Origin of the sequence: Rhizobium leguminosarum (assembly GCF_002953715.1) — a bacterium.
Taxonomy (GTDB): domain Bacteria; phylum Pseudomonadota; class Alphaproteobacteria; order Rhizobiales; family Rhizobiaceae; genus Rhizobium; species Rhizobium leguminosarum_V.
Window position 1 is genome coordinate 393498 of sequence record NZ_CP025013.1, and the last position, 18962, is coordinate 412459.

Annotated in this window: 20 protein-coding genes; 15 read left to right on the forward strand and 5 right to left on the reverse strand. The window is 60.2% G+C overall.

All coding sequences use genetic code 11. The features are described 5' to 3' along the window. Nucleotide 1: 1 nt before the first annotated feature. Together CUJ84_RS26135 and CUJ84_RS26140 are read right to left on the reverse strand one after the other, a co-directional pair. Nucleotides 2-532 carry a TadE/TadG family type IV pilus assembly protein gene (locus CUJ84_RS26135; protein WP_105008597.1) on the reverse strand — a complete coding sequence of 177 codons (531 nt, stop codon included), beginning with the start codon at nt 530-532 and terminating at the stop codon, nt 2-4. Beyond that, nucleotides 529-1890, reverse strand: a complete 1362-nt coding sequence (locus CUJ84_RS26140) for a TadE/TadG family type IV pilus assembly protein (RefSeq protein ID WP_105008598.1) — start codon at nt 1888-1890, stop codon at nt 529-531. The genes CUJ84_RS26135 and CUJ84_RS26140 overlap by 4 nt, the downstream gene beginning before the upstream one ends. 548 nt (nt 1891-2438) lie before the next feature. On the opposite strand from CUJ84_RS26140, the gene CUJ84_RS26145 reads away from it, so the two are divergent. Both CUJ84_RS26145 and CUJ84_RS26150 read left to right on the forward strand, forming a co-directional pair. After that, entirely contained in the window at nt 2439-3437 is a 999-nt protein-coding gene (locus tag CUJ84_RS26145; protein WP_105008599.1) for an ABC transporter substrate-binding protein, read from the forward strand. Nucleotides 3438-3444: 7 nt separating this feature from the next. After that, complete coding sequence (locus CUJ84_RS26150; RefSeq protein WP_105008600.1) at nt 3445-5196, forward strand: adenylate/guanylate cyclase domain-containing protein; 1752 nt, start codon at nt 3445-3447, stop codon at nt 5194-5196. 172 nt (nt 5197-5368) lie between these two features. Here the strand turns inward: CUJ84_RS26150 and CUJ84_RS26155 are convergent, their stop codons facing one another. Then, nucleotides 5369-5722, reverse strand: coding sequence for a MarR family transcriptional regulator (locus CUJ84_RS26155; RefSeq protein WP_105008601.1), 354 nt, complete (start codon nt 5720-5722; stop codon nt 5369-5371). A gap of 91 nt (nt 5723-5813) precedes the next feature. Here CUJ84_RS26155 and CUJ84_RS26160 point away from each other — a divergent pair, with 91 nt between their 5' ends. From CUJ84_RS26160 to virB11, 13 genes are read left to right on the forward strand one after another with little or no spacing between them, the layout of a single operon-like run. Further along, the gene (locus tag CUJ84_RS26160) at nt 5814-6353 is read left to right on the forward strand and encodes a hypothetical protein (RefSeq protein ID WP_105008602.1); all 540 of its coding nucleotides are present in this window, start codon (nt 5814-5816) and stop codon (nt 6351-6353) included. Between the two features lie 3 nt (nt 6354-6356). Further along, nucleotides 6357-7019, forward strand: coding sequence for a lytic transglycosylase domain-containing protein (locus CUJ84_RS26165; RefSeq protein WP_105008603.1), 663 nt, complete (start codon nt 6357-6359; stop codon nt 7017-7019). Further along, entirely contained in the window at nt 7016-7315 is a 300-nt protein-coding gene (locus CUJ84_RS26170; protein WP_105008604.1) for a TrbC/VirB2 family protein, read from the forward strand. The genes CUJ84_RS26165 and CUJ84_RS26170 overlap by 4 nt, the downstream gene beginning before the upstream one ends. A 5-nt stretch (nt 7316-7320) precedes the next feature. Further along, nucleotides 7321-7659 carry a type IV secretion system protein VirB3 gene (locus tag CUJ84_RS26175; RefSeq protein ID WP_105008605.1) on the forward strand — a complete coding sequence of 113 codons (339 nt, stop codon included), beginning with the start codon at nt 7321-7323 and terminating at the stop codon, nt 7657-7659. Continuing rightward, entirely contained in the window at nt 7652-10018 is a 2367-nt protein-coding gene (locus CUJ84_RS26180) for a VirB4 family type IV secretion/conjugal transfer ATPase (RefSeq protein ID WP_105008606.1), read from the forward strand. The genes CUJ84_RS26175 and CUJ84_RS26180 overlap by 8 nt, the downstream gene beginning before the upstream one ends. Then, nucleotides 10018-10716 (forward strand): P-type DNA transfer protein VirB5, encoded by a 699-nt coding sequence (gene virB5, locus CUJ84_RS26185; RefSeq protein WP_105008607.1) that lies wholly within the window; start codon nt 10018-10020, stop codon nt 10714-10716. The genes CUJ84_RS26180 and virB5 overlap by 1 nt, the downstream gene beginning before the upstream one ends. Further along, nucleotides 10713-10946, forward strand: a complete 234-nt coding sequence (locus tag CUJ84_RS26190; protein ID WP_105008608.1) for an EexN family lipoprotein — start codon at nt 10713-10715, stop codon at nt 10944-10946. Before virB5 ends, CUJ84_RS26190 begins: the two co-directional genes overlap by 4 nt. 3 nt (nt 10947-10949) lie before the next feature. Further along, complete coding sequence (locus tag CUJ84_RS26195) at nt 10950-11870, forward strand: type IV secretion system protein (RefSeq protein WP_105008609.1); 921 nt, start codon at nt 10950-10952, stop codon at nt 11868-11870. Nucleotides 11871-11922: 52 nt separating this feature from the next. Further along, on the forward strand, nt 11923-12204 hold the full coding sequence (locus CUJ84_RS26200) for a hypothetical protein (RefSeq protein ID WP_105008610.1): 282 nt from the start codon (nt 11923-11925) through the stop codon (nt 12202-12204). 1 nt (nt 12205) lies between these two features. Then, entirely contained in the window at nt 12206-12877 is a 672-nt protein-coding gene (locus tag CUJ84_RS26205; protein ID WP_105008611.1) for a virB8 family protein, read from the forward strand. 26 nt (nt 12878-12903) lie between these two features. Further along, the gene (virB9, locus tag CUJ84_RS26210; RefSeq protein WP_432444920.1) at nt 12904-13731 is read left to right on the forward strand and encodes a P-type conjugative transfer protein VirB9; all 828 of its coding nucleotides are present in this window, start codon (nt 12904-12906) and stop codon (nt 13729-13731) included. Nucleotides 13732-13740: 9 nt separating this feature from the next. Beyond that, entirely contained in the window at nt 13741-14913 is a 1173-nt protein-coding gene (gene virB10 / locus CUJ84_RS26215) for a type IV secretion system protein VirB10 (RefSeq protein WP_105008613.1), read from the forward strand. An 8-nt stretch (nt 14914-14921) separates the two neighbouring features. Further along, the gene (gene virB11 / locus CUJ84_RS26220; RefSeq protein WP_105008614.1) at nt 14922-15962 is read left to right on the forward strand and encodes a P-type DNA transfer ATPase VirB11; all 1041 of its coding nucleotides are present in this window, start codon (nt 14922-14924) and stop codon (nt 15960-15962) included. A gap of 187 nt (nt 15963-16149) precedes the next feature. On the opposite strand, the gene CUJ84_RS26230 is transcribed toward virB11, so the two are convergent. Next, the gene (locus CUJ84_RS26230; RefSeq protein WP_105008616.1) at nt 16150-17181 is read right to left on the reverse strand and encodes a hypothetical protein; all 1032 of its coding nucleotides are present in this window, start codon (nt 17179-17181) and stop codon (nt 16150-16152) included. Then, on the reverse strand, nt 17171-18835 hold the full coding sequence (locus tag CUJ84_RS26235) for an HsdM family class I SAM-dependent methyltransferase (protein ID WP_105008617.1): 1665 nt from the start codon (nt 18833-18835) through the stop codon (nt 17171-17173). The genes CUJ84_RS26230 and CUJ84_RS26235 overlap by 11 nt, the downstream gene beginning before the upstream one ends. Nucleotides 18836-18962 lie beyond the last annotated feature (127 nt).

The following is an 18962-nucleotide window of genomic DNA, read 5'->3' on the forward strand; positions in this document are numbered from 1 at the left end:
GTCAGAAAGGCTCGTTGCGGAACAGAACGGAAGATCCGAGCAGGTAGCGGCCGTCGGAAAGCTTGGCGCTCGACAGGCTGAAGAAATTGACGACGGCTGTCCATGGCAGGAACGTCTGAACCAGGATGTAGTCGCTGCCCTTGCCGATATCATAGGTCTCGGTGACTGTGAGATTGCCGCTGTCGTCGATGGGGTCGGTGCTGGCGGCGGACGAGAGGTCGGAAAGCACGATCACCTTGACCAGGAGGTCGCTGGAGCAACTGAACGAGAGAAGCATGTCGTTGCAAATTCTGGCCTTGAAATCGGCCAGCGTGACCTTGGAGGACGCAACCTCGCCGGTGCGGATCATCCGGGAGATCTTGTGAACCGAAGCGTCCAGCGCCGAGTTGACGAAGAACATCAGCGACACTTCGATAATGCCGAATATCATGATGAAGAGCGGCAGGGCCAGGATCGCAAATTCGATCGCAGCGACCCCTTTGCGATCGCCAAGCAGGCGGTGCAACGATGCGAAGCGTTTCCCTCTCCTCATTGGGTCAGCCGGACAGATGCGAGATATTGGGTGAATAGCGCCGACAGGCCTGCCGTGATCTCCGCCGACGACGAGGCTGATAGGAACAAGCTCTTGGACGATGCGCAGTCGGAAAGCGCATAGGGGATGTAGTCGCGCCTTGTGATGCTGGTCGACACGCCACTTTGCATGGTGCCACCATAGGTGCCTTTCCAGTTGGCGCTTGCCATGGTCGAGCCGACGGTGGCGTTGTAGCCCCAATCCGAAGTGAGCGGCAGGTATTCGGTATAAAGAACCGCCATGGTGGCGGACTGGTTTTTGACGTAGCCGCACCAGTCCGGATTGAGAGGCGCCACCTTGTTCCAGTATGCCCCCGAAATTGCCTTGTTGTTCGACCATGTGACCTTGTCGGTCACCCATTCGCGCTGCGACTGGACGCCATCCGTCAGCAAGAGAACCAGCTTGAGCGGCGAGTTCGAGGAGGTTCCGTCCCCGCCGGTCCCGACCTTCTGCTTGAGCGTCGCAAGCGACACGTCAAAATAGGTGGCTGCCTTCGAGGTCGCGCTGGTTAGGCCGTAGCTTGAGTTTGTCAGGCGGTTGCGCGCCGTGTCCGTGCTCAGCGTCGGGGCCAGGACTTCCGTGAGGGTATCGCCGAGACTATATAATCCGACCTTGATGCGTTGATGATTGCTGTCTGAGGTGTCGATCAGGGCAAGCACGTCCTTGACGGCGTCGCCGGCGACATCGGCGCGCAGCTTTATGCTCTTGGCCGTGCTGTATTCATAGTTGTTGTTATATGTCTTGTTGCCGATTTTGTGCGCATCGCCCGTGTGGCAGGCGAACTGGCAGCCGATGCCGGAATACATGGTCGACTGGCCGGCCGTTGTTGCCGCCAGAAGCATCGACGGCGACGTGTCGATGACGATATAGACGTTAAGATAGGAGGTGGCCGGGCCCTTGACGGCGCTTGCCACGCTGACGGGAACGGTGTCGATGTTGGCGATCTTCATCAAAGTCGTCGGAACCGTGCCGCTCGCCGTCGCCGTGATCTTATGGTTTGATGTATCGATGTCGATGTCGCCAAGCGTATAGCTGTTTTCCACCTGCGCGTGGAACCAGTCGGAAACCTTTTGCTTGAGAGCGACGGCGTCGTCGGTATCGATCTCCTTGACTGCGGCGATCAGGGCTGTGTCGAGGTCGCTCTGCATCCTTTGGCGGACATTGTACGTACGAATATAGTCGAAGCTTGCGCCAACTGCGACGATCATCGGCACCAGGGTAAGGGCAACGACGATCGCGACATTGCCGCCCCTGTCCCTTCCGAGACCGCGAAGGGTTTTTAAGACCCGATCAAGTGAATATGAAAGACCCGAGCGCAAAAAAGACCACCGTCAATAAGTCATACTAATGTGCAAGAAGTATCCAAATTGCTTAAGGCTTTGTTAATTCCTGCGTTTTCCGATAGAATGCGGACCGCCGACGAATGGATTCCTGCGCAAATTGTATATGTTTGCGAATTATGGATATCCGCGAGATAATATATCCAAGGTGGCTGAACCTGCTTGGCTGGCATATGTTGTCCGGTCTGTCTGCGTTCGCGGAGTGGCCCGCTAACGCGGCGATCAGCGCATCGATCGGCCGCTGGAGCGGTCACCCTTACGAAAATTGCCCACAGGCAGCCGCATCTCCATTTGTTCTTATCGCAATCAAAGCCAACAGATCTTACGGAATTCCAGCAACCGCCGAGCAGGCTGCCCGTGCTACCAATCCGCGCCAATTTCGACTATACTTTGGTCCACCGAATATGTTGGCTTGTTCGTCGGTCGTTCCTTCGGGAGAAGGGCGCTTCGAAATGTGAGTTTGCAGCAATTAGCCGGATCTCATCATCCCACCCGTTATATGCCGTGGGTCAGCGAGGGGTGTTCGGATGAAACCGAAACGACGTCCCTTCCTCAAACTTGCAGTCGCGCTGGCGATGAGCTTTCCTGCTATCGCCGCCGCGCAGCAGACGTCGGCCAAGGCGCCACGGATCGGCCTTCTCGCCTGGTGGCCTTGCGGTATGCCGTATGCGAGCGAAACCAGTGAGTTCGGCATGTTCATGCAAGGGCTTCACGACCTGGGCTACACGCTGCACGAACTCAGCTTCGAATGCCGGAGCGCGAGTAAGCAAGACAGTCGCCTTGCGGCCGCGGCGAGGGACCTGGTGCAGCTCCCCGTGGATGTGATCGTGACGTCGTCTCAGCCGGCGGCGCATGCTGCCCAAGGAGCGACCGATGCGATTCCAATCGTGACCATCATCAGCGGTGACCCAGTTGCGGCAGGCTTGGCGAGAAGCCTCGCAAAACCTGGGGGCAATCTCACGGGCGTCACTTATTACGCCACCGAACTAGCCGCCAAACGGCTGCAGCTTTTGATGGAGGCCATACCGGGGCTTGCCACTGTCGGCGTGCTGGCAAACCCGGTGGTGTCATATCTCCCCTTCGAAACGGACACCAAGCAAGCTGCTCGCCACCTCGGAGTGGCTTTGAGCCTCCAGCAAGTCAGCGAGCCGGGCGAACTCGATGCTGCGTTCTCGCGCATGAAGGCCGATGGCGCTCAAGCTGCCTTGGTGCTTCCAGACCTCATGCTGGCCGACCAGTCGTCGCGAATCGCCGCCTTGGCGATCGAGCATCACCTGCCGATCATGGCTTGGGGCTCGTGGTACGTCGCAGACGGCTGCCTGATGGCCTATTCGGCGGACTATGGTGTAATGCAACATCGGCTCGCCTATTATGTCGATCGCATTTTGAAAGGAACCAAGCCAGGGGAGTTGCCGATCGAGCAGCCGACGAAGTTCGACTTGTCGGTCAATCTGAAGACGGCAAATGCACTCGGGATCGAGCTGCCGCAGACGGTTTTGCTGATGGCTGATGAAGTCATCGAGTGAGGATGGTGTGCGGCGTTCGGTCCAGCTTCAAGCCGCCCCGATGCGCCGATCGCTGTTCCGGAAGTACTTCCTCGCCTTCTTCGCTGCGGTCATTGTTCCGCTGGCTGTTAGCGGCATCGGCGACGCCTGGTTCGGCTATCGCGACCAGCGTGCAATGCTCAGCGCTCTATTGCGGGTGGAGGCCACATCGGCGGCCGGCAAAATTCAGAGCTTTCTCGACGGCATCAAGGATCAACTGGGTTGGACGGTCCAGCAAGCCTGGACCGCTGATGCCGAGGGACGCCATCGGCTCGATGCACTGCGGGTGATGCGCCAAGCCCCGGCGATCGTCAGCATCACCCTTGTTGACGCTGTCGGCGTCGAACGGCTGCATGTCTCCCGTATCGACTTGAACAGGATGGAAGGCGGATTGGATCGCTCTGGCGATCCTGCTGTCGTGGGAGTTCGTTCGAATGGCACATGGTTCGGACCAGTCACTTTTCGCGACGGCTCCGAACCGTTCATGACCATGGCCATGGCCGGAAACCGCAAGGCAGGTGGCATCGTCGTCGCCGAAATCAACCTGAAGCTTGTCTGGACGGTTGTTTCGGAAATTCGCGTCGGTAGTCGTGGCCGGGCGTTTGTTCTCGATCGGACCGGCCGGCTCATCGCCCACCCGGACATCAGCAAGGTGTTGCAGGGCACGGACGAGAAGACAGCGGCGGCCCTCACCAGATTGCGGGACGAGATCGCCGCCGCAGGCGGAGAGGCGACCACGGCGCGCAACGCCGAGAACGAACCGGTTGTGACCGCCATGGCGGCGATCCCCAATCTCGGTTGGACCGTGTTCGTGGAGCAGGCGCAGGCCGAGGCTTTCGCACCGCTGTATGCGTCATTGTGGCGGACGGGTGGCCTGCTGCTCGCCGCTGCCGTCTTCGCATCGGCGCTTGCCTACTGGCTTGCCAGGCGGATGACCGGACCAATCCGCCTGCTGGAGGAAGGCACCGAAAAAATCGGTGCGGGACAGTTCGAGCACCGGATCGACATCGCTACAGGAGACGAATTCGAACGGCTGGCGGACCGGTTCAATGAAATGGCGCAAGAACTCGCCGTATCGCGGGATCGTTCAGAGCGAATTGCACGGCTGAAGCGTTTTCTGGCGCCGCAGGTCGCGGAACTCGTCGAAAAGTCCGGCGACGAGAGCGTGCTCGCCGGACAGCGCGCAGAAGTCGTCGCTGTATTCTGCGATTTACGTGGCTTCACCGCTTTTTCGGCGCACGCCGAACCCGAGGAGATCATGCAGGTCTTGCGCGAGTACTATGAGGCGCTCGGCACGATCATCACACGCTACGAGGCCACGCTGACCAACTTCGCGGCAGACGGTTTGATGGTGCTCGTCAACGCCCCGGTACCGTGCGCAGACCCGGCACTTCGTGCTGTTGAGATGGCGATCGACATGCAAGACGCCATCCAGCGCCTGATCGCCGAATGGCGTCTGCGCAGTCATGCGATTGGCTTCGGCATAGGACTGGCGATGGGATGGGCGACAGTCGGCCGAATTGGTTACGAAGCCCGTGTTGACTACACCGCGATCGGACATGTCGTGAACCTGGCATCGCGACTCTGTTCGTCCGCCGATGATCGGCAAATCCTCGTGGATCACGCCGTGGCGCAATCCGTGCTTGGAAAAATTCTATTGGTCGCTCTCGGCCCGCGGCAGCTCAAAGGTTTCGACGAGCAAATACCTGCTTGGAAGGTCGGAACGCGACAGGGAGAGTGACCCCAGCGATCTTTCCGGTTTCTTGTCGTGGCCGGCGAAATGGCGATCGAGCGCCCAATGTGCCCGGCACGCGTCTCACCCTTCGCCCTGGATGCCGTGCCCTGGATTGGGGTGTCAACCGACTTGCCCTTGATAATTGATACGCAACTAAAATCGTCACTTAAAACCGTTGTCATCCGGCTCCGAACGAGGTCAGTTTCTCCAGAAGCCCTTCTGAAATCTCGAACTGGCGCGCTGTTCCGCGCCCCATCGAGTTCTTGACGATCGTCTCGTCCAACATTCCTCGTCTCACCAGAAGATCCACCGTCTCCTTGACGCCAGTGCGCGTGAGAGCCGTAATTTCCATGATACTGGAAAGGGTTAGCTTTTGATGAGCCTGGTTCATGCTGTAGAGGACCGTCATCATGCCGACCTGCTTCAGCCTTGCCTGAGGCGTCTCGTCTTCGAGGGGATGATCGAGGATCTCGTGCAGGATGAGACCTGAGAAAGCCAGATTCCGCCATTGGGTCGTGAGTGCTCTTGTCATGTTATTTTACTATGTTATATAATTCAGTATAAGTTGGTCTACAGACAAACCACCTCTTCCACAATGGGATGTCCGTTGAAGGGTCGTGCTCATGAAAAACCTTCTGTTCAACTCAGTCGTGGCGGCCTGCTGCATGTTGCCACCCTACCTTACTTCACCTGGCAGGGCGCAAGCAAATGATTGGGGTTGCGAGGTTATCCTGTGCCTCTCCAACCCTGGAGGCCCGACGCAGTTCGCGGAATGCCGGCCGCCGATCCAGAAGCTGTGGCGCGAGCTTGCCGAGGGGCATTCGTTCCCGACATGCAGCGGCGCCACCTTCCACAGTTCGCGCCCGGGCTATGAGCCGTACTACTGCGAATCCGGATACCGGCTGGAAAGCGATTATGCTCCGCGCGGGCAGGAAACAACCTGCGTGTCGATAGCCCTCCAGCCGGTGAGCGATGCATCCTGCCCTCATGTTGGGGACGGGTATAATTTCAGCAACGGTTCGGTTCAGTCCCCGCGATGGCAGCTGCTGGATGGACGGCGCCAATGCATGGGCTACCCGACGGCCCGCCCGAACGTCAGATCGCAGCCCCACTATGTCGACGTCACAATCGACGGGGCGGCGACGCAGCGGGTCTGGTACTGATCGATGGTCGTCGCTTTCATGGACCTCGCCCAGAGCTGCGCACCCATGGTGGACGTCAGGACGCTCGCCGCCGTCATCAGTCTCGAGAGCGGTTTCAGCCCCTTCGCCATTCGTATCAACAGCGGCCCACCGCTTGAGCGCCAGCCTGTGTCGAAGGCCGAAGCGATCGAAATTACGACCGCCCTTGTTGCCGATCGACAGGACATCCAGATCGGGCTCGGCGGCGTTGGCGAGGCGGAGTTGCGCAGGCTCAAGCTTTCGATTTCGGATGCGTTCGATCCCTGCCTGAACCTCAAGGCGACGGGCACTCTGCTCGACGGCTATTATCGCCTGGCCCTGCGCGCCGGCGCCGATGCGAAGCAGGCCGAAAAGGTGATGCTTCAGTCCTACTACGGACGTGACGATCCGTCCGTTGGCGAAATGATCAAATATGACGAGCAGGTTCGCCAGGAAATGGTCCGCCTGCCTTCCGACCTGGCATCTCTCGCTATCGCCGAGCCTCGTGAAGATGCCCCTCGCGCGGACCGGCCCGCCAGCCGGGAGACATCCCCGGCCGAACAATTCCTTCCCCAATCCAGTGAAGCCGCATCGTGGGACGTCTTCAACGCCCGGCGGTCATCCCAGGTTCTCGTTTTTCAGAACGAACGATCGGAGCAACGTAAATGATCTCAAAAGCAGCACTTCGCCCAGTCGCGGCCTCTCTCCTGATGGCAGCAGCCATCGTTGTCTGCCTGGTGGAGCCGGCCTTCGCCCAGGCAGCCGGGGTCGAAACCGTCCTGCAGAACATCGTCGACATGCTGACCGGCAACATCGCCCGGCTGCTTGCGGTCATCGCCGTCATCATCATCTGCATCGCCTGGATGTTCGGCTACATGGATCTGCGCCGCGCCGGCTTCTGGATCATCGGCATCGGCGGGATTTTCGGCGCGACAGAACTCGTCAATACGATCGTTGGAAGCTGATCATCATGCCGACAGCCGTCGCTATCGAGGAAGATTTCCTGTTCCTTGCCTGCACCCGCCCGGCGATGATCGCCGGCGTGACGATGGAGGCGGTGGGCGTGAACGTCATGCTGACGACGATCCTCTACATCACCGCGGGATCGATCGCCTACGCGCTTGTCGGCGTGGTGTTCCATCTCATATTCCGCACGCTCGTCAAGCACGACCATAACATGTTTCGGGTCCTGATCGCCTGGATCGAGACGCGCGGCCGGTCACGTAACGCCGCCTATTGGGGTGGCTCCACACTCTCACCCTTGATCCTCATCCGGCGCTATGACGAAAGGGATTTGAGCCTTGCCTAGCATCGCAACGCTTCGCTCGCGTGAACTCGGGCCGGAAACCTTCATTCCGCACGTCCGTCACGTCGACGAGACAACGATTGCGCTCGAATCCAGGGCGCTGATGGTGATGCTCGCGCTCGATGGCATATCCTTCGAGACTGCCGATGTCCTGGATCTCAACAGTCTGCACCGCGACCTCAATACGCTCTACCGCAACATCGCCGACGAACGCCTGGCGCTCTGGACACATGTCATTCGCCGCCGCGACAACGACTATCCGGACGGAGAGTTCGCCAATCGTTTTTCGCAGGGGCTGAATGCAAGATACCGCGAACGCATGATCGGAGAGGATCTGTTTCGAAACGATCTGTACCTCTCGCTTGTCTGGCATCCGGGCCGGGATCCGGCCGAAAAAGCAGCCAACCTTCTTTCGCGCCTGCGCAGGGCGCGCCGCACCGGCGTCGAAGTCGACGAGGATGCCCTGAAGCACCTGCAGGACAAAGTGTCGGACGTGACCGCCGGGCTGAAACGCTTCGAGCCTCGGGTGCTCTCCCTCTACCAGCAGGACGACATCATCTTCTCCGAACCGAGCGAGGTCCTGCATCAGATCGTCGGCGGCCGACGGGAGCGCATTCCGCTGACGGAGGGCAGGATCTCCTCGGCGATCTACTCGGATCGGGTGATCTTCGGGCGCGAGACCATCGAGATCCGTCATGAGGCCGAAAGCCGCTATGCCGGCATATTCGGGTTCAAGGAATATCCGGCGACCACCCGCAGCGGCATGCTCGACGGCATTTTGACGGCGCCGTTCGAGCTCATCCTGACGCAGTCTTTCTCCTTCGTCTCGAAAGCCGATGCGCGCACGATCATGGGACGCAAACAGAACCAGATGGTAAGCGCCGGCGACAAGGCGGCGTCGCAGATCGAAGAACTCGGCGATGCCATGGACGACCTGGAATCGAACCGCTTTGTGCTTGGAGAGCACCATCTGGCGCTGTCGGTCTTTGCGCCTTCGGTGAAGGAGCTGACCGATCATATGGCGAAAGCACGGGCGTACCTCACCAACGGCGGCGCGGTCGTTGCCCGCGAGGATCTCGGGCTCGAGGCGGCCTGGTGGGGGCAGCTGCCGGGCAATTTCCGCTATCGCGCAAGATCGGGCGCGATCACCTCGCGAAATTTCGCGGCGCTTGCCCCCTATCATTCCTATCCCACCGGTAAAAAGGACGGCAATGAATGGGGACCGGCCGTCGCCATGCTGAAGACTGCCTCCGGCTCGCCCTTCTATTTCAATTTCCATCACAGCGACCTTGGCAACACCTTCGTCTGCGGCCCGTCTGGCACCGGCAAGACGGTGCTCTTGAACTTCATGCTCTCCCAACTCGAAAAACATGATCCCCACATGGTCTTCTTCGACAAGGATCGGGGAGCCGACCTCTTCGTCCGGGCCGCGGGCGGCACTTACCTGCCGCTTCGAAACGGTGTTGCCACCGGCTGCGCGCCGTTGAAGGCGCTTGAACTCACGCCCGAGAACAAGGTGTTCCTCGCCCGCTGGGTCGGCCAGCTGGTCGGATCGGCAAAGCGCGAGCTGACCGTCTTGGAGCTACGCGACATCGCCTTGGCCATCGATGGCCTGGCCGACCTGCCGGTCGAAAGACGCTCGATCGGCGCCTTGCGCACCTTCCTCAACAACACCGACCCCGAAGGCATCGCCTCGCGGCTCAGGCGGTGGGAGAGGGGAGGGCCGCTCGGCTGGGTGTTCGACAACGGGAGCGACGACATCGGAATCGGCGCCAAGTTCATCGGATACGACATGACCGACTTCCTCGACAATGAGGAAATCCGCACCCCGTTGATGGCCTACCTGTTCTTTCGCATCGAGCAGCTGATCGACGGGCGGCGCATCATCATCGTCATCGACGAGTTCTGGAAGGCCTTGCAGGATGAAGGCTTTCGCGACCTCGCGCAGAACAAACTGAAGACGATCCGCAAACAGAACGGACTGATGTTGTTTGCGACCCAAAGCCCGCGCGACGCGATCGTCTCGCCGATCGCCCACACGATCATCGAGCAGTGCCCGACGCAGATCTTCCTTCCCAATCCGCGCGGCGACCATGCCGATTACGTCGACGGGTTCAAACTGACGGCGCGCGAGTTCGAACTTCTCTCCCGCGAGCTTTCGGTCGAGAGCCGCCGTTTCATCGTCAAGCAGGGTCACAACAGCGTCGTCGCCGAACTGAACCTCAGGGGCTTCGCTGACGAGCTCGACATCCTGTCCGGCCGCACCGCGAACGTCGAACGTGCCGAGGCGATCCGGGCGGAGGTCGGCGACCGGCTCGAAGACTGGCTACCGGTGTTTCAGCAAAGAGGGAGAACGGATTGATGGAAAGGGTCAGAATAGTGTTTGCGCTCGCGGCGATGGCTGCGCTGTTGCCTGTTGGAACCGCATTCGCACAGGGAATTCCGGTCATCGATGAGACGGCGATCGCCAAGCAGATCGAGAGCATCACCCAGCTGAAATCTCAGCTCGACACGCTCAATCGACAGCTTCAACAGGCGCAGCAGCTTTACGCATCGCTGAACAAGATCACCAACATGGCCGATGTCGCCAGCCTGCTGAACGATCCGTCGATCCGCAAGGCATTGCCGCAGGATTTCAAAGACATCGAAGGGTTGCTCAAGGGAGCGGGCACCGGTGTCTTCGGCAATTCCGCTTCGCAATTCCTTGAAGAGAATTCGACCTATCGCACCGATGCCAATGATTTCTATGCGCAGGAATTGGCCCGCGCCCAGAACCAGAATGCCGGCCAGATGAGCCTCGGCCAGCAGATCTACGATGCCGCCACCAAACGCATCGACGGCATCGATGAGCTGCGCCAGCAGATCTCAGGTGCCGCGGATGCCAAGGATATCGCCGACCTTCAGGCACGGCTGCAGGCCGAAACCGCCTTCCTGCAAACCGATGTGCTGCGCATGCAGGCTCTCCAGATGGTCCAGCAGGCACAGGTTCAGGTCGACGACCAGCGCAAGGCCGAGGATTGGCGCAAGCGCCTCGATGCCATGGGAGAGGCGCTCAAATGAAACATCTCCTGCTTGGCATCGTCATGCTCACCCTTCCTGGCTGCTTCGGCGAGGGCGACAAGATCCATACCGTCGACGAACTCATGGCTGATGAGGTCCTTCTGGCGAAGATCACAAGTGAATGCCGCAACAACCCGGGCGCCTTGCGTCAGACGCCCAATTGCCAAAACGCGGAGGCGGCGGACTGGAAGCTGCGCCTTGAACGCATGAACAGGTCGCTTGGAGGCTGAGCCATGTACCAGGTCTTCAGCTTCGTCGACGGCCAGTTCAAGGCGCCGCTAGAGAATTTCATCTCGTCGGGCACGTCAAACATCGCCAGCTGGATCAGCGGCCCGCTGACCGCGGCGCTGACGCTCTATGTCGTGCTCTATGGCTATCTTGTCCTGCGGGGCTCGGTCCAGGAGCCCATTCTCGAATTCGCGTTCCGGGCGATGAAGCTTGCGATCATCGTGATGCTGGTGCGCAACGCCAGCGACTATCAGACCTACGTCACCAACATTTTCTTCAAGACGCTGCCGCGCGAGATCTCGCAGGCGCTGAACTCGGGGACGGCACCCAGCGCTTCCACCTTCGACAGCCTGCTCGACAAGGGCCAGAAATGCGCCCAGGAAATCTGGGCGCGGGCGACCTGGCCGGCCGACATCGTCACCGGCATCGGCGGGATGATGGCCATCGGCGCGAGCTTCACCGTGGCGGCGATCGGCTATATCGTCTCCCTCTATGCCCGGCTGGCGCTCGCCATCGTGCTGGCGATCGGCCCGATCTTCGTCGCGCTTGCGATGTTCCAGTCCACCCGTCGTTTCACCGAATCCTGGATCGGTCAGCTCGCCAATTTCGTCATTCTCCAGGTCCTGGTCGTTGCCATCGGTTCACTACTGATCAGCTGCATCGACACGACCTTCACTGCAATCGAAAGCTATACGGATGTCATGATGCGTCCGGTCGCCCTTTGCGCGATCTGCCTTGCCGCTCTCTACGTCTTCTACCAGCTGCCCGGCATTGCCTCGGCGCTCGCGGCGGGCGGGGCGTCGCTGACCTACGGCTATGGTGCCAGCCGAGACGCCCATGAAAGCACGCTCGCCTGGGCCGCCTCGCACGGCACCAGAGCAGTTGGGCGGGGCGCCCATTTCGTCAGCCGCCGCCTCAGGTCTTGAGCGACCGGACGCTGCATTCTCCACGACAAACGTTTCAGAGGTTTGCATTTCAATGATCCGCATTATCGTCTCGCTCCTCCTTGCCATAGAGCTCACCGGCTGCGCATCGAGGTCCCACCCTTTGCCCAAATGCGATGGCTATTCGCGCCGGCCGCTCAACCGCGCCATGTGGCAGTGGGAGGATAACAAGCCCGCCAGGCACGGCGGCAATGACGCAGTCTCGGCGACGGCGACCGGCCAGGTGTCTTATCTGGAAGAGCCGCTGATGGAGAAACCTGCCGCCTTCGCGCATTTTGACGTCGTGGCCTCCTATCGGCCATGCCAGGAGGGGTGAGATGGTCAGTCCGGACAATCTGAAGAGCTATTTCGACAAGGCTCGCCGCTTCGATCAGGATCGGCTTATCCAGGTGGAGCGGTCGGCGCGCATCGCCTGGTCCATCGCGATCGCCGCAAGCGTGCTTGCCGCCACTTCGATCGTCGCCGTTGCCGGCCTCACACCCTTGAAAACGGTCGAGCCCTTTGTGATCCGCGTCGACAATTCGACCGGCATCGTCGACGTCGTCTCGGCGCTGACTTCGACGGCCGGCAGCTATGACGAGGCGGTGACCAAGTATTTTGCCGCCAAGTATGTGCGTGCGCGGGAAGCCTATGTCTGGAGCGAGGCCGAGGACAATTTTCGCACCGTCGCCCTGCTCTCGACACAGCCGGAGCAGGCGCGTTTTGCGGCGATCTACCGAGGCGGCAATCCGGACTCTCCGCAGAATATCTATGGCCGCGGTGCGACGTCCCGCATCAATGTCGTCTCGATCTCGCTGATCAACGCGAACGTGGCTTCGGTGCGCTATATCAGAACCGTCACCCGCGGTGACGACGTCAGGACCACCCACTGGGTGGCAACGCTCACCTTTTCCTATGTCAACGCGCCGATGTCCTCGACCGACCGGCTGACCAATCCGCTTGGTTTCGCCGTCAGCGAATATCGCGCCGATCCGGAGGCCATCAATTGAAGCAGAGTGTCCTGATCGCCCTGGCCATGGTCGCCGGCCTCTCCACGACGGCGCTAGCACTCGATATTCCGCGCGGCGCATCCCAGGATAGCCGCGTCCGTTTCATCGACTACCAGCCCTACAACATCACGAAGATCGTCGGCACCTTGCGGTCCTCGGTGCAGATCGAGTTTGCCGCCGACGAGGAGATCGCCCACGTCGCGCTCGGCAACAGCGTCGCATGGGAAGTGGCGCCGGCCGGCAATATCCTGTTCCTGAAACCCCGTGAAAACCAGCCGGTGACCAACATCTCGGTCGTGACGACCAGGCGGGACGGCTCGACACGCAGCTACCAGATGGAACTGACGGTGCGCGACGGCACGGTCGAGGCCGGGCAGAACACCTACTTCTATGTGAAGTATCGCTATCCCGCCGACGAGGCCGAACGTCGGAGGCTGGAGACTGCCGCCCGGGCGCAAGCGGCCCAAGCCGGCGAAGCGGACAAGGTTCTCGCCCTTCACGAAGCCTATGGCCCACGCAACTGGCGCTATTCGGCTCAAGGGTCCGCGGCACTCGAACCGCAGGCCGTCTACGACAACGGCAAGGTCACCACATTCGCCTTTGCCGGCAACCAGGAAATGCCGGCGATCTACATGGAAAATTCCGACGGCAGCGAGAGCCTCGTGCCGAAGTCCGTCGACAACAACCTGGTGCTGGTGCACGCGATCAGCCGCAAGTTCATCCTGCGCAGGGGAGGCGACGTGCTGTGCGTCTTCAACGAGGCCTATGATCGTATCGGCATCAATCCCGATACGAATACGACCTCACCCTCTGTCGAGCGCGTCGTGAAGACGCAGGCTGCGAGTGGACAATAGGAGGACGTCATGGCCGAGGAAGACAGCCCCCACATCCCAGGTGAGCGCGCGGAGACGACGACCCGCCGCGGCCTCGACAGTAATCCGACGGTGAGACGTGGTGCGGTGGCGCTGGCAATCATCGCCTTCGTCGGCTTTGCGCTCTGGTCGATGCGTGGCCAGGATAAGCCCGCCGACGGGGTCCAGCCCGAACGCGTCGTCATCCGGCAGACATCCGATTTCGAGCCGGCAAAGGAGCCGGTCCAACCCGTCGCCACGCCGCCGGAAACCATCCTGCCGACGCCCGGCATGCCCGAGCAGGCGGGCGAGGATGAGAAGCTCCTGGACGCTGCCCGCCGCGCGCCGGTCATCGCCTATGGTGGTGAAAAATCTCCCCAGTCTCATCCCCGAGACCAGAATGCCAGCACCGATGCCGCTTCGAACTACGTTCCCCTCGGGAATAATCCGGGCGGTCTCGGTGCCCAGGCGGAAAACGAGGACCAGCGCTTCAATCGGATGCTGACGCCGACACAACTGCAGGGCTCGCGCGCCGGAACCCTTGGAAATCGGGACTTCATCGTTGCCATGGGCACCTCCATTCCATGCGTCCTGGAGACAGCCCTTTCCTCCGACCAGCCCGGGTTCACGAGCTGTGTCATCAACCGCGACGTCCTGTCGGACAACGGCCGCGTCGTGCTGATGGAAAAGGGCACGCAGGTCGTCGGCGAATATCGGGGCGGCCTTCGCCGCGGTCAGAAACGCCTTTTTGTTCTCTGGAATCGGGCAAAGACGCCGAAGGGGGTGATCATCACCCTGGCGTCACTGGCAACCGATGCCCTTGGGCGTGCCGGTGTCGACGGCTATGTCGATACCCATTGGTGGGAACGTTTCGGCAGCGCGATCCTGTTGTCCATCGTCGGCGACGCCACCTCCTACGCCAACAGCCAGCTGCAGGATAGCGATGTCGAGGCAGACAACACGACGAGCGCCGGCAAGCAAGCCGCGACCATCGCCGTCGAGCAGTCGATCAATATTCCGCCGACGCTGTTGAAGCATCAAGGCGAGCTGGTCTCGATCTTCGTGGCACGTGATCTCGATTTCTCGAGCGTCTATCGGCTTCGCGTGAGCGAACCGCGCAATCGCATCTACGATCGGGCGGTTCTTGGCGACTTCCGTCCAGCCTCGACCCTGGTCACGAAATAGGCCCGCTCATGACGGAGGGAGCCGACTCCGGCGTCGTGCGCGAGTTGCTGGTACCGCTGTCGCCCTTCCTGCGCGACAAGTCTCTATTTGAGATCATCGTCAACTGGCCGACGCAGGTGGTCACCGAGGGGACGGCCGGGTGGCAAACCCACGATCTGCCGGAGCTGTCGTTCGACAAGCTGATGCGTCTCGCACGCGCTGTCGCCAGCTATTCCAACCAGGCAATCGACGAAACCAGACCCATCCTCTCGGCAACGTTGCCGGGCGACGAGCGCATCCAGATCGTCATCCCGCCGGCCACGACAAAGGGAACCGTCAGCATCACGATCAGAAAGCCGTCGTCGGTGTCTCTGAGCCTGAACGATCTTGATCAAGGCGGCTTGTTCGCCGAGGTGGCAAGGGAAGAGGCGGACGTCTCTGCAATCGACCGTACGCTCCTGGACCTCCATCGAACCGGGTCATACCAGGCATTTCTTCGAGAGGCTGTCCATGCGCGCAAGAACATCATCATCTCCGGGGCGACAGGATCCGGCAAGACGACGCTTTCGAAGGCGTTGATCCGCCATATTCCTTCCAGCGAACGCATCATCTCCATCGAAGACACGCCCGAGCTCGTCATCCCGCAGCCGAACCACGTCCGTCTCTTCTATTCCAAAGGCGGCCAAGGGCTGGCGAAAGTCGGGGCGAAGGACCTGCTCGAATCCTGCCTGCGCATGCGGCCGGATCGCATTCTTCTCCAGGAACTGCGTGACGGCACAGCGTTCTATTACATTCGCAACGTTAACTCAGGACATCCCGGTTCGATCACCACCGTCCACGCCGACTCGGCCGGGCTTGCATTCGAACAGCTGACACTGCTGGTTAAGGAATCGGACGGCGGGCGGGATCTGGAGCGGAACGACATACGCGAGATGCTGAAGATAGCGATCGACGTCATCGTCCAATGCAAACGCATCGATGGTCGGTTTCGGGTGACTGAAATCTACTATCGGGCCACCGCGGAAACCAAGGTCGATGATCTTGCGCGCTGCGATCGTTGTGATCGTTAACGCCGAAAGTCCTTTGGCAGCCAAGACTCACGACGCTGTGGGGGAATGGATCGCGATTCTGGATCAATTGCCGCGCATGTGGTTGGAGATCAGACGGAGCGAGATTCCCATCAAGGCGCTAGATAAATGTGCGCATGTGAAAGCCATCGTCATGCGATCAGGCAACTTTAAAAAACCGCTTGGGCTTCTATTTCCTCGGTAAGATAGAAGCGCGGCGCCGCCTCGCCTCTTCATGCATGTTGACAGGCGTAGTCGCGAGAACGCGCGTAATCAACGACGTCAGAAAACGGGCCGGCGAAAGGTCATCTGGGGTTCGCTCTTCGAGGATCGATACCTTGGGCAGGGCCTTGACGATGCTCTCGACCGTGCTTTCCGCAAGGTGCGCGATCTCATCGTCGGCTGGATCCGTTATCGGCTGCGGGCCTGGCTCCAATATGCCGTCGCTGGGTTCTTCCTCATCGGTTGTCGGTAGTATTGGATCAGTTGAATATTCCATCAAAACCAGGCATGTGGAGTGATACGCATCGTCCTCACGGCCAAGCTTGGACAAAAGGTCGAATAACCACTCTGCCGTCTTGGGTTCCTTTTCCAGGATGTCAGACCGCAGGCCGAACAAGAACCCCAGAGCCGCCAGTGGGTGGCGCAAGCGAAGATTCTTGGCGTCGCCATAGGATTCCTCGATGCGGTTCGGCGCATTCTTTCCATAGGACGAATCCATTCGCTTCGTCGAAATCAACAATTCCGGGCCGGTCACCCAATCGGCGATGATCACATCTACCTGTTTCAGGTAGTTTTTGCCGAGAATCGAAGCAGAGGAGGAGGTAACGCTGGGAATGGACGTGTTCGATATCAGATGGGTTTGGGCCTTGGCTCGAATCGCAATGGGAAGTGACTTGACGAATGCCGCGACAGGCGCGGGAAGAACGCGAGGGTTCACCGGCCTTGGCCAGACTTGGTCCGTGCCGAAACCAGCCCTGCGAAGCTCATAGCTGAGCCAGACATCAAGGGCGAGGGCGGGCACTCCCGTCTGCGTCCCCACTTTCAGGTGGAGCGGAACGCCGAGCAGCAGCGCGAGGGTCTTGTAGTCGGGCCGGAAGGACGGCTGGCCGTCTGATCCAAGAACCCACGGATTGCTGTGTTTCCCGCCAGGTGCGGCAGATGCGACGATGTGGTCGAAGATTTCCCAGGCTTCCGCTTTCGAACTTGGTTTAGCGGCCACTTGCTGCCCTCAAATTGCGGCGGTTCGCGAGTTCCGCGCGTGCATTCCGCACGGCTGCCATTTGCACCGCCGAAACCTCGCCGTCGACCAGCAGTACCTCGTCAACGAGCTTGACGGCATCGAGCAGCCGCCCTTTGTCCAGGAGCTTCCCAACGCTTCGCTTGGCCTTGCGAAGCTCATCGGCTCTGGAGGCAACCAGGGTCGGGGAAGGCATGGCCCAAACGTCGGCCTCCTTTGGCTCGATCTTCAGGATTCCGCCTCCGTAGGCGCGGCCGACCATTTCGGCATGCAACAAGGAAATTGAGTTCAAGCTGGCGACAGGGAGGAGCTCGCGGCCCAGGAGCGTATATGCCTCGTTCAGGTAAACCCCATGCACCGAATTAAGGTGACGGGCCTTGGCCGCGTTTTCCGTGATGCGGGGCGTGTCCGCATTCATGCATGTCAGCAAAAGGTCCGCGGGAGAAATGAGTGGCACCCGGTACCAGGTCTTGCGGACTCGGCATTTATAGGCGGTGTCGACGCCTGTCCTGTGGCCGTCGGCAATATATGCCGCAGCAGCCTTGGAAGGCGGGTCATTCGGATAGAACAGATGGATTGCGTTGCCCTCTTCACCGAGCTTCTTCAGCTGGGCATTCGAAAGCGAGAGGCCCCGCAAATGGGAGCTTCCGGGCGGTGAAAGGCTGAGCAACTCGTCCGGGCGTAGTCCGAGCTCGGCTACGCGCTGGGGGGGAAGCGTGAAGTATTTGTTGTTTCCAGTTACCATTCCGAGCGTCGTGTCGCCCCAGGTTTCCAGGTTCGTGTAGAGGCCAGCTGCCGAGAGAGCGTGCAAAACATGCACCGCGTCGACATCGACGAGACTGCTGGTCCACTTGCCCGCTGGGTCGGCCGGTGTCCAGCTCTGTCCCGGGCCTAAAGTGTCGAGCGTTGCAGCGTTCTTTGTTTGGCGGATCGTTGCGAAATCCGCCGGCCCCTCAAGGTAGCCATCAGCAAGGAGAAGCACGACGTCCGCTTCCGCCTCCGGGAACACTTGTTCGTCGAACAATACGAGTTGCACGTCGCGGAATCGACTGAACAGGAATTTGCGGACGGGAGCCGCATAGTTCACCGAGAGCAGTTCGGCGGGCAAGACGAAGGCCAGGCGGCCACCTTTCTTCAGGAACAACGCCGAGTGCACGGTGAATGCGGCCCAACTCGACGCGAGCCCCGTCAAGGAAATGCCGCCCCTGATGGCCGCCTCCCGGGCCCGGGCCCGGGCTTCCCCGGTAAAGTCCTGGTATCGAATATAGGGAGGATTTCCGATGACGGCGTCGAACGCTGGGTCAGGCGTGACGGCAAAGAAGTCGGACAGTTGAATATCGGCCTTGCCCCCGGCGTCAGCGACCCGCTTGCGGGAAACATCAGCGCTGTGGGCGTGTATCTCCACGCCATGAACCATCGGAGACGAGCGCCTGCGGGGAGCGAGTTCACGAAGGCGATCGACCGCGGAAACCAAGAATGCAGCGTCGCCAGCGGCAGGCTCGAGTACGCGATCCTCAGGCGCGCGAATGGCCCATTTGGAAATGAAACGGGTAATTTCCGGAGGCGTGAAGAACGCGCCTCTCTCCTTGCGGAGGACGGGAGTGTCGATAGGGTCGCGATGGGTAACGAAAGTCACGGCTAGCTCCCGAATCGTGCACGCATGGGTTCGCTGTCTTGCCGCTTACCTATCCTATAGAGATGAATTTCTGTCTACTCTTTGTTCTTATTTTCAAGCTGCCGATCCAGCGGAAAATTGTGGAAAG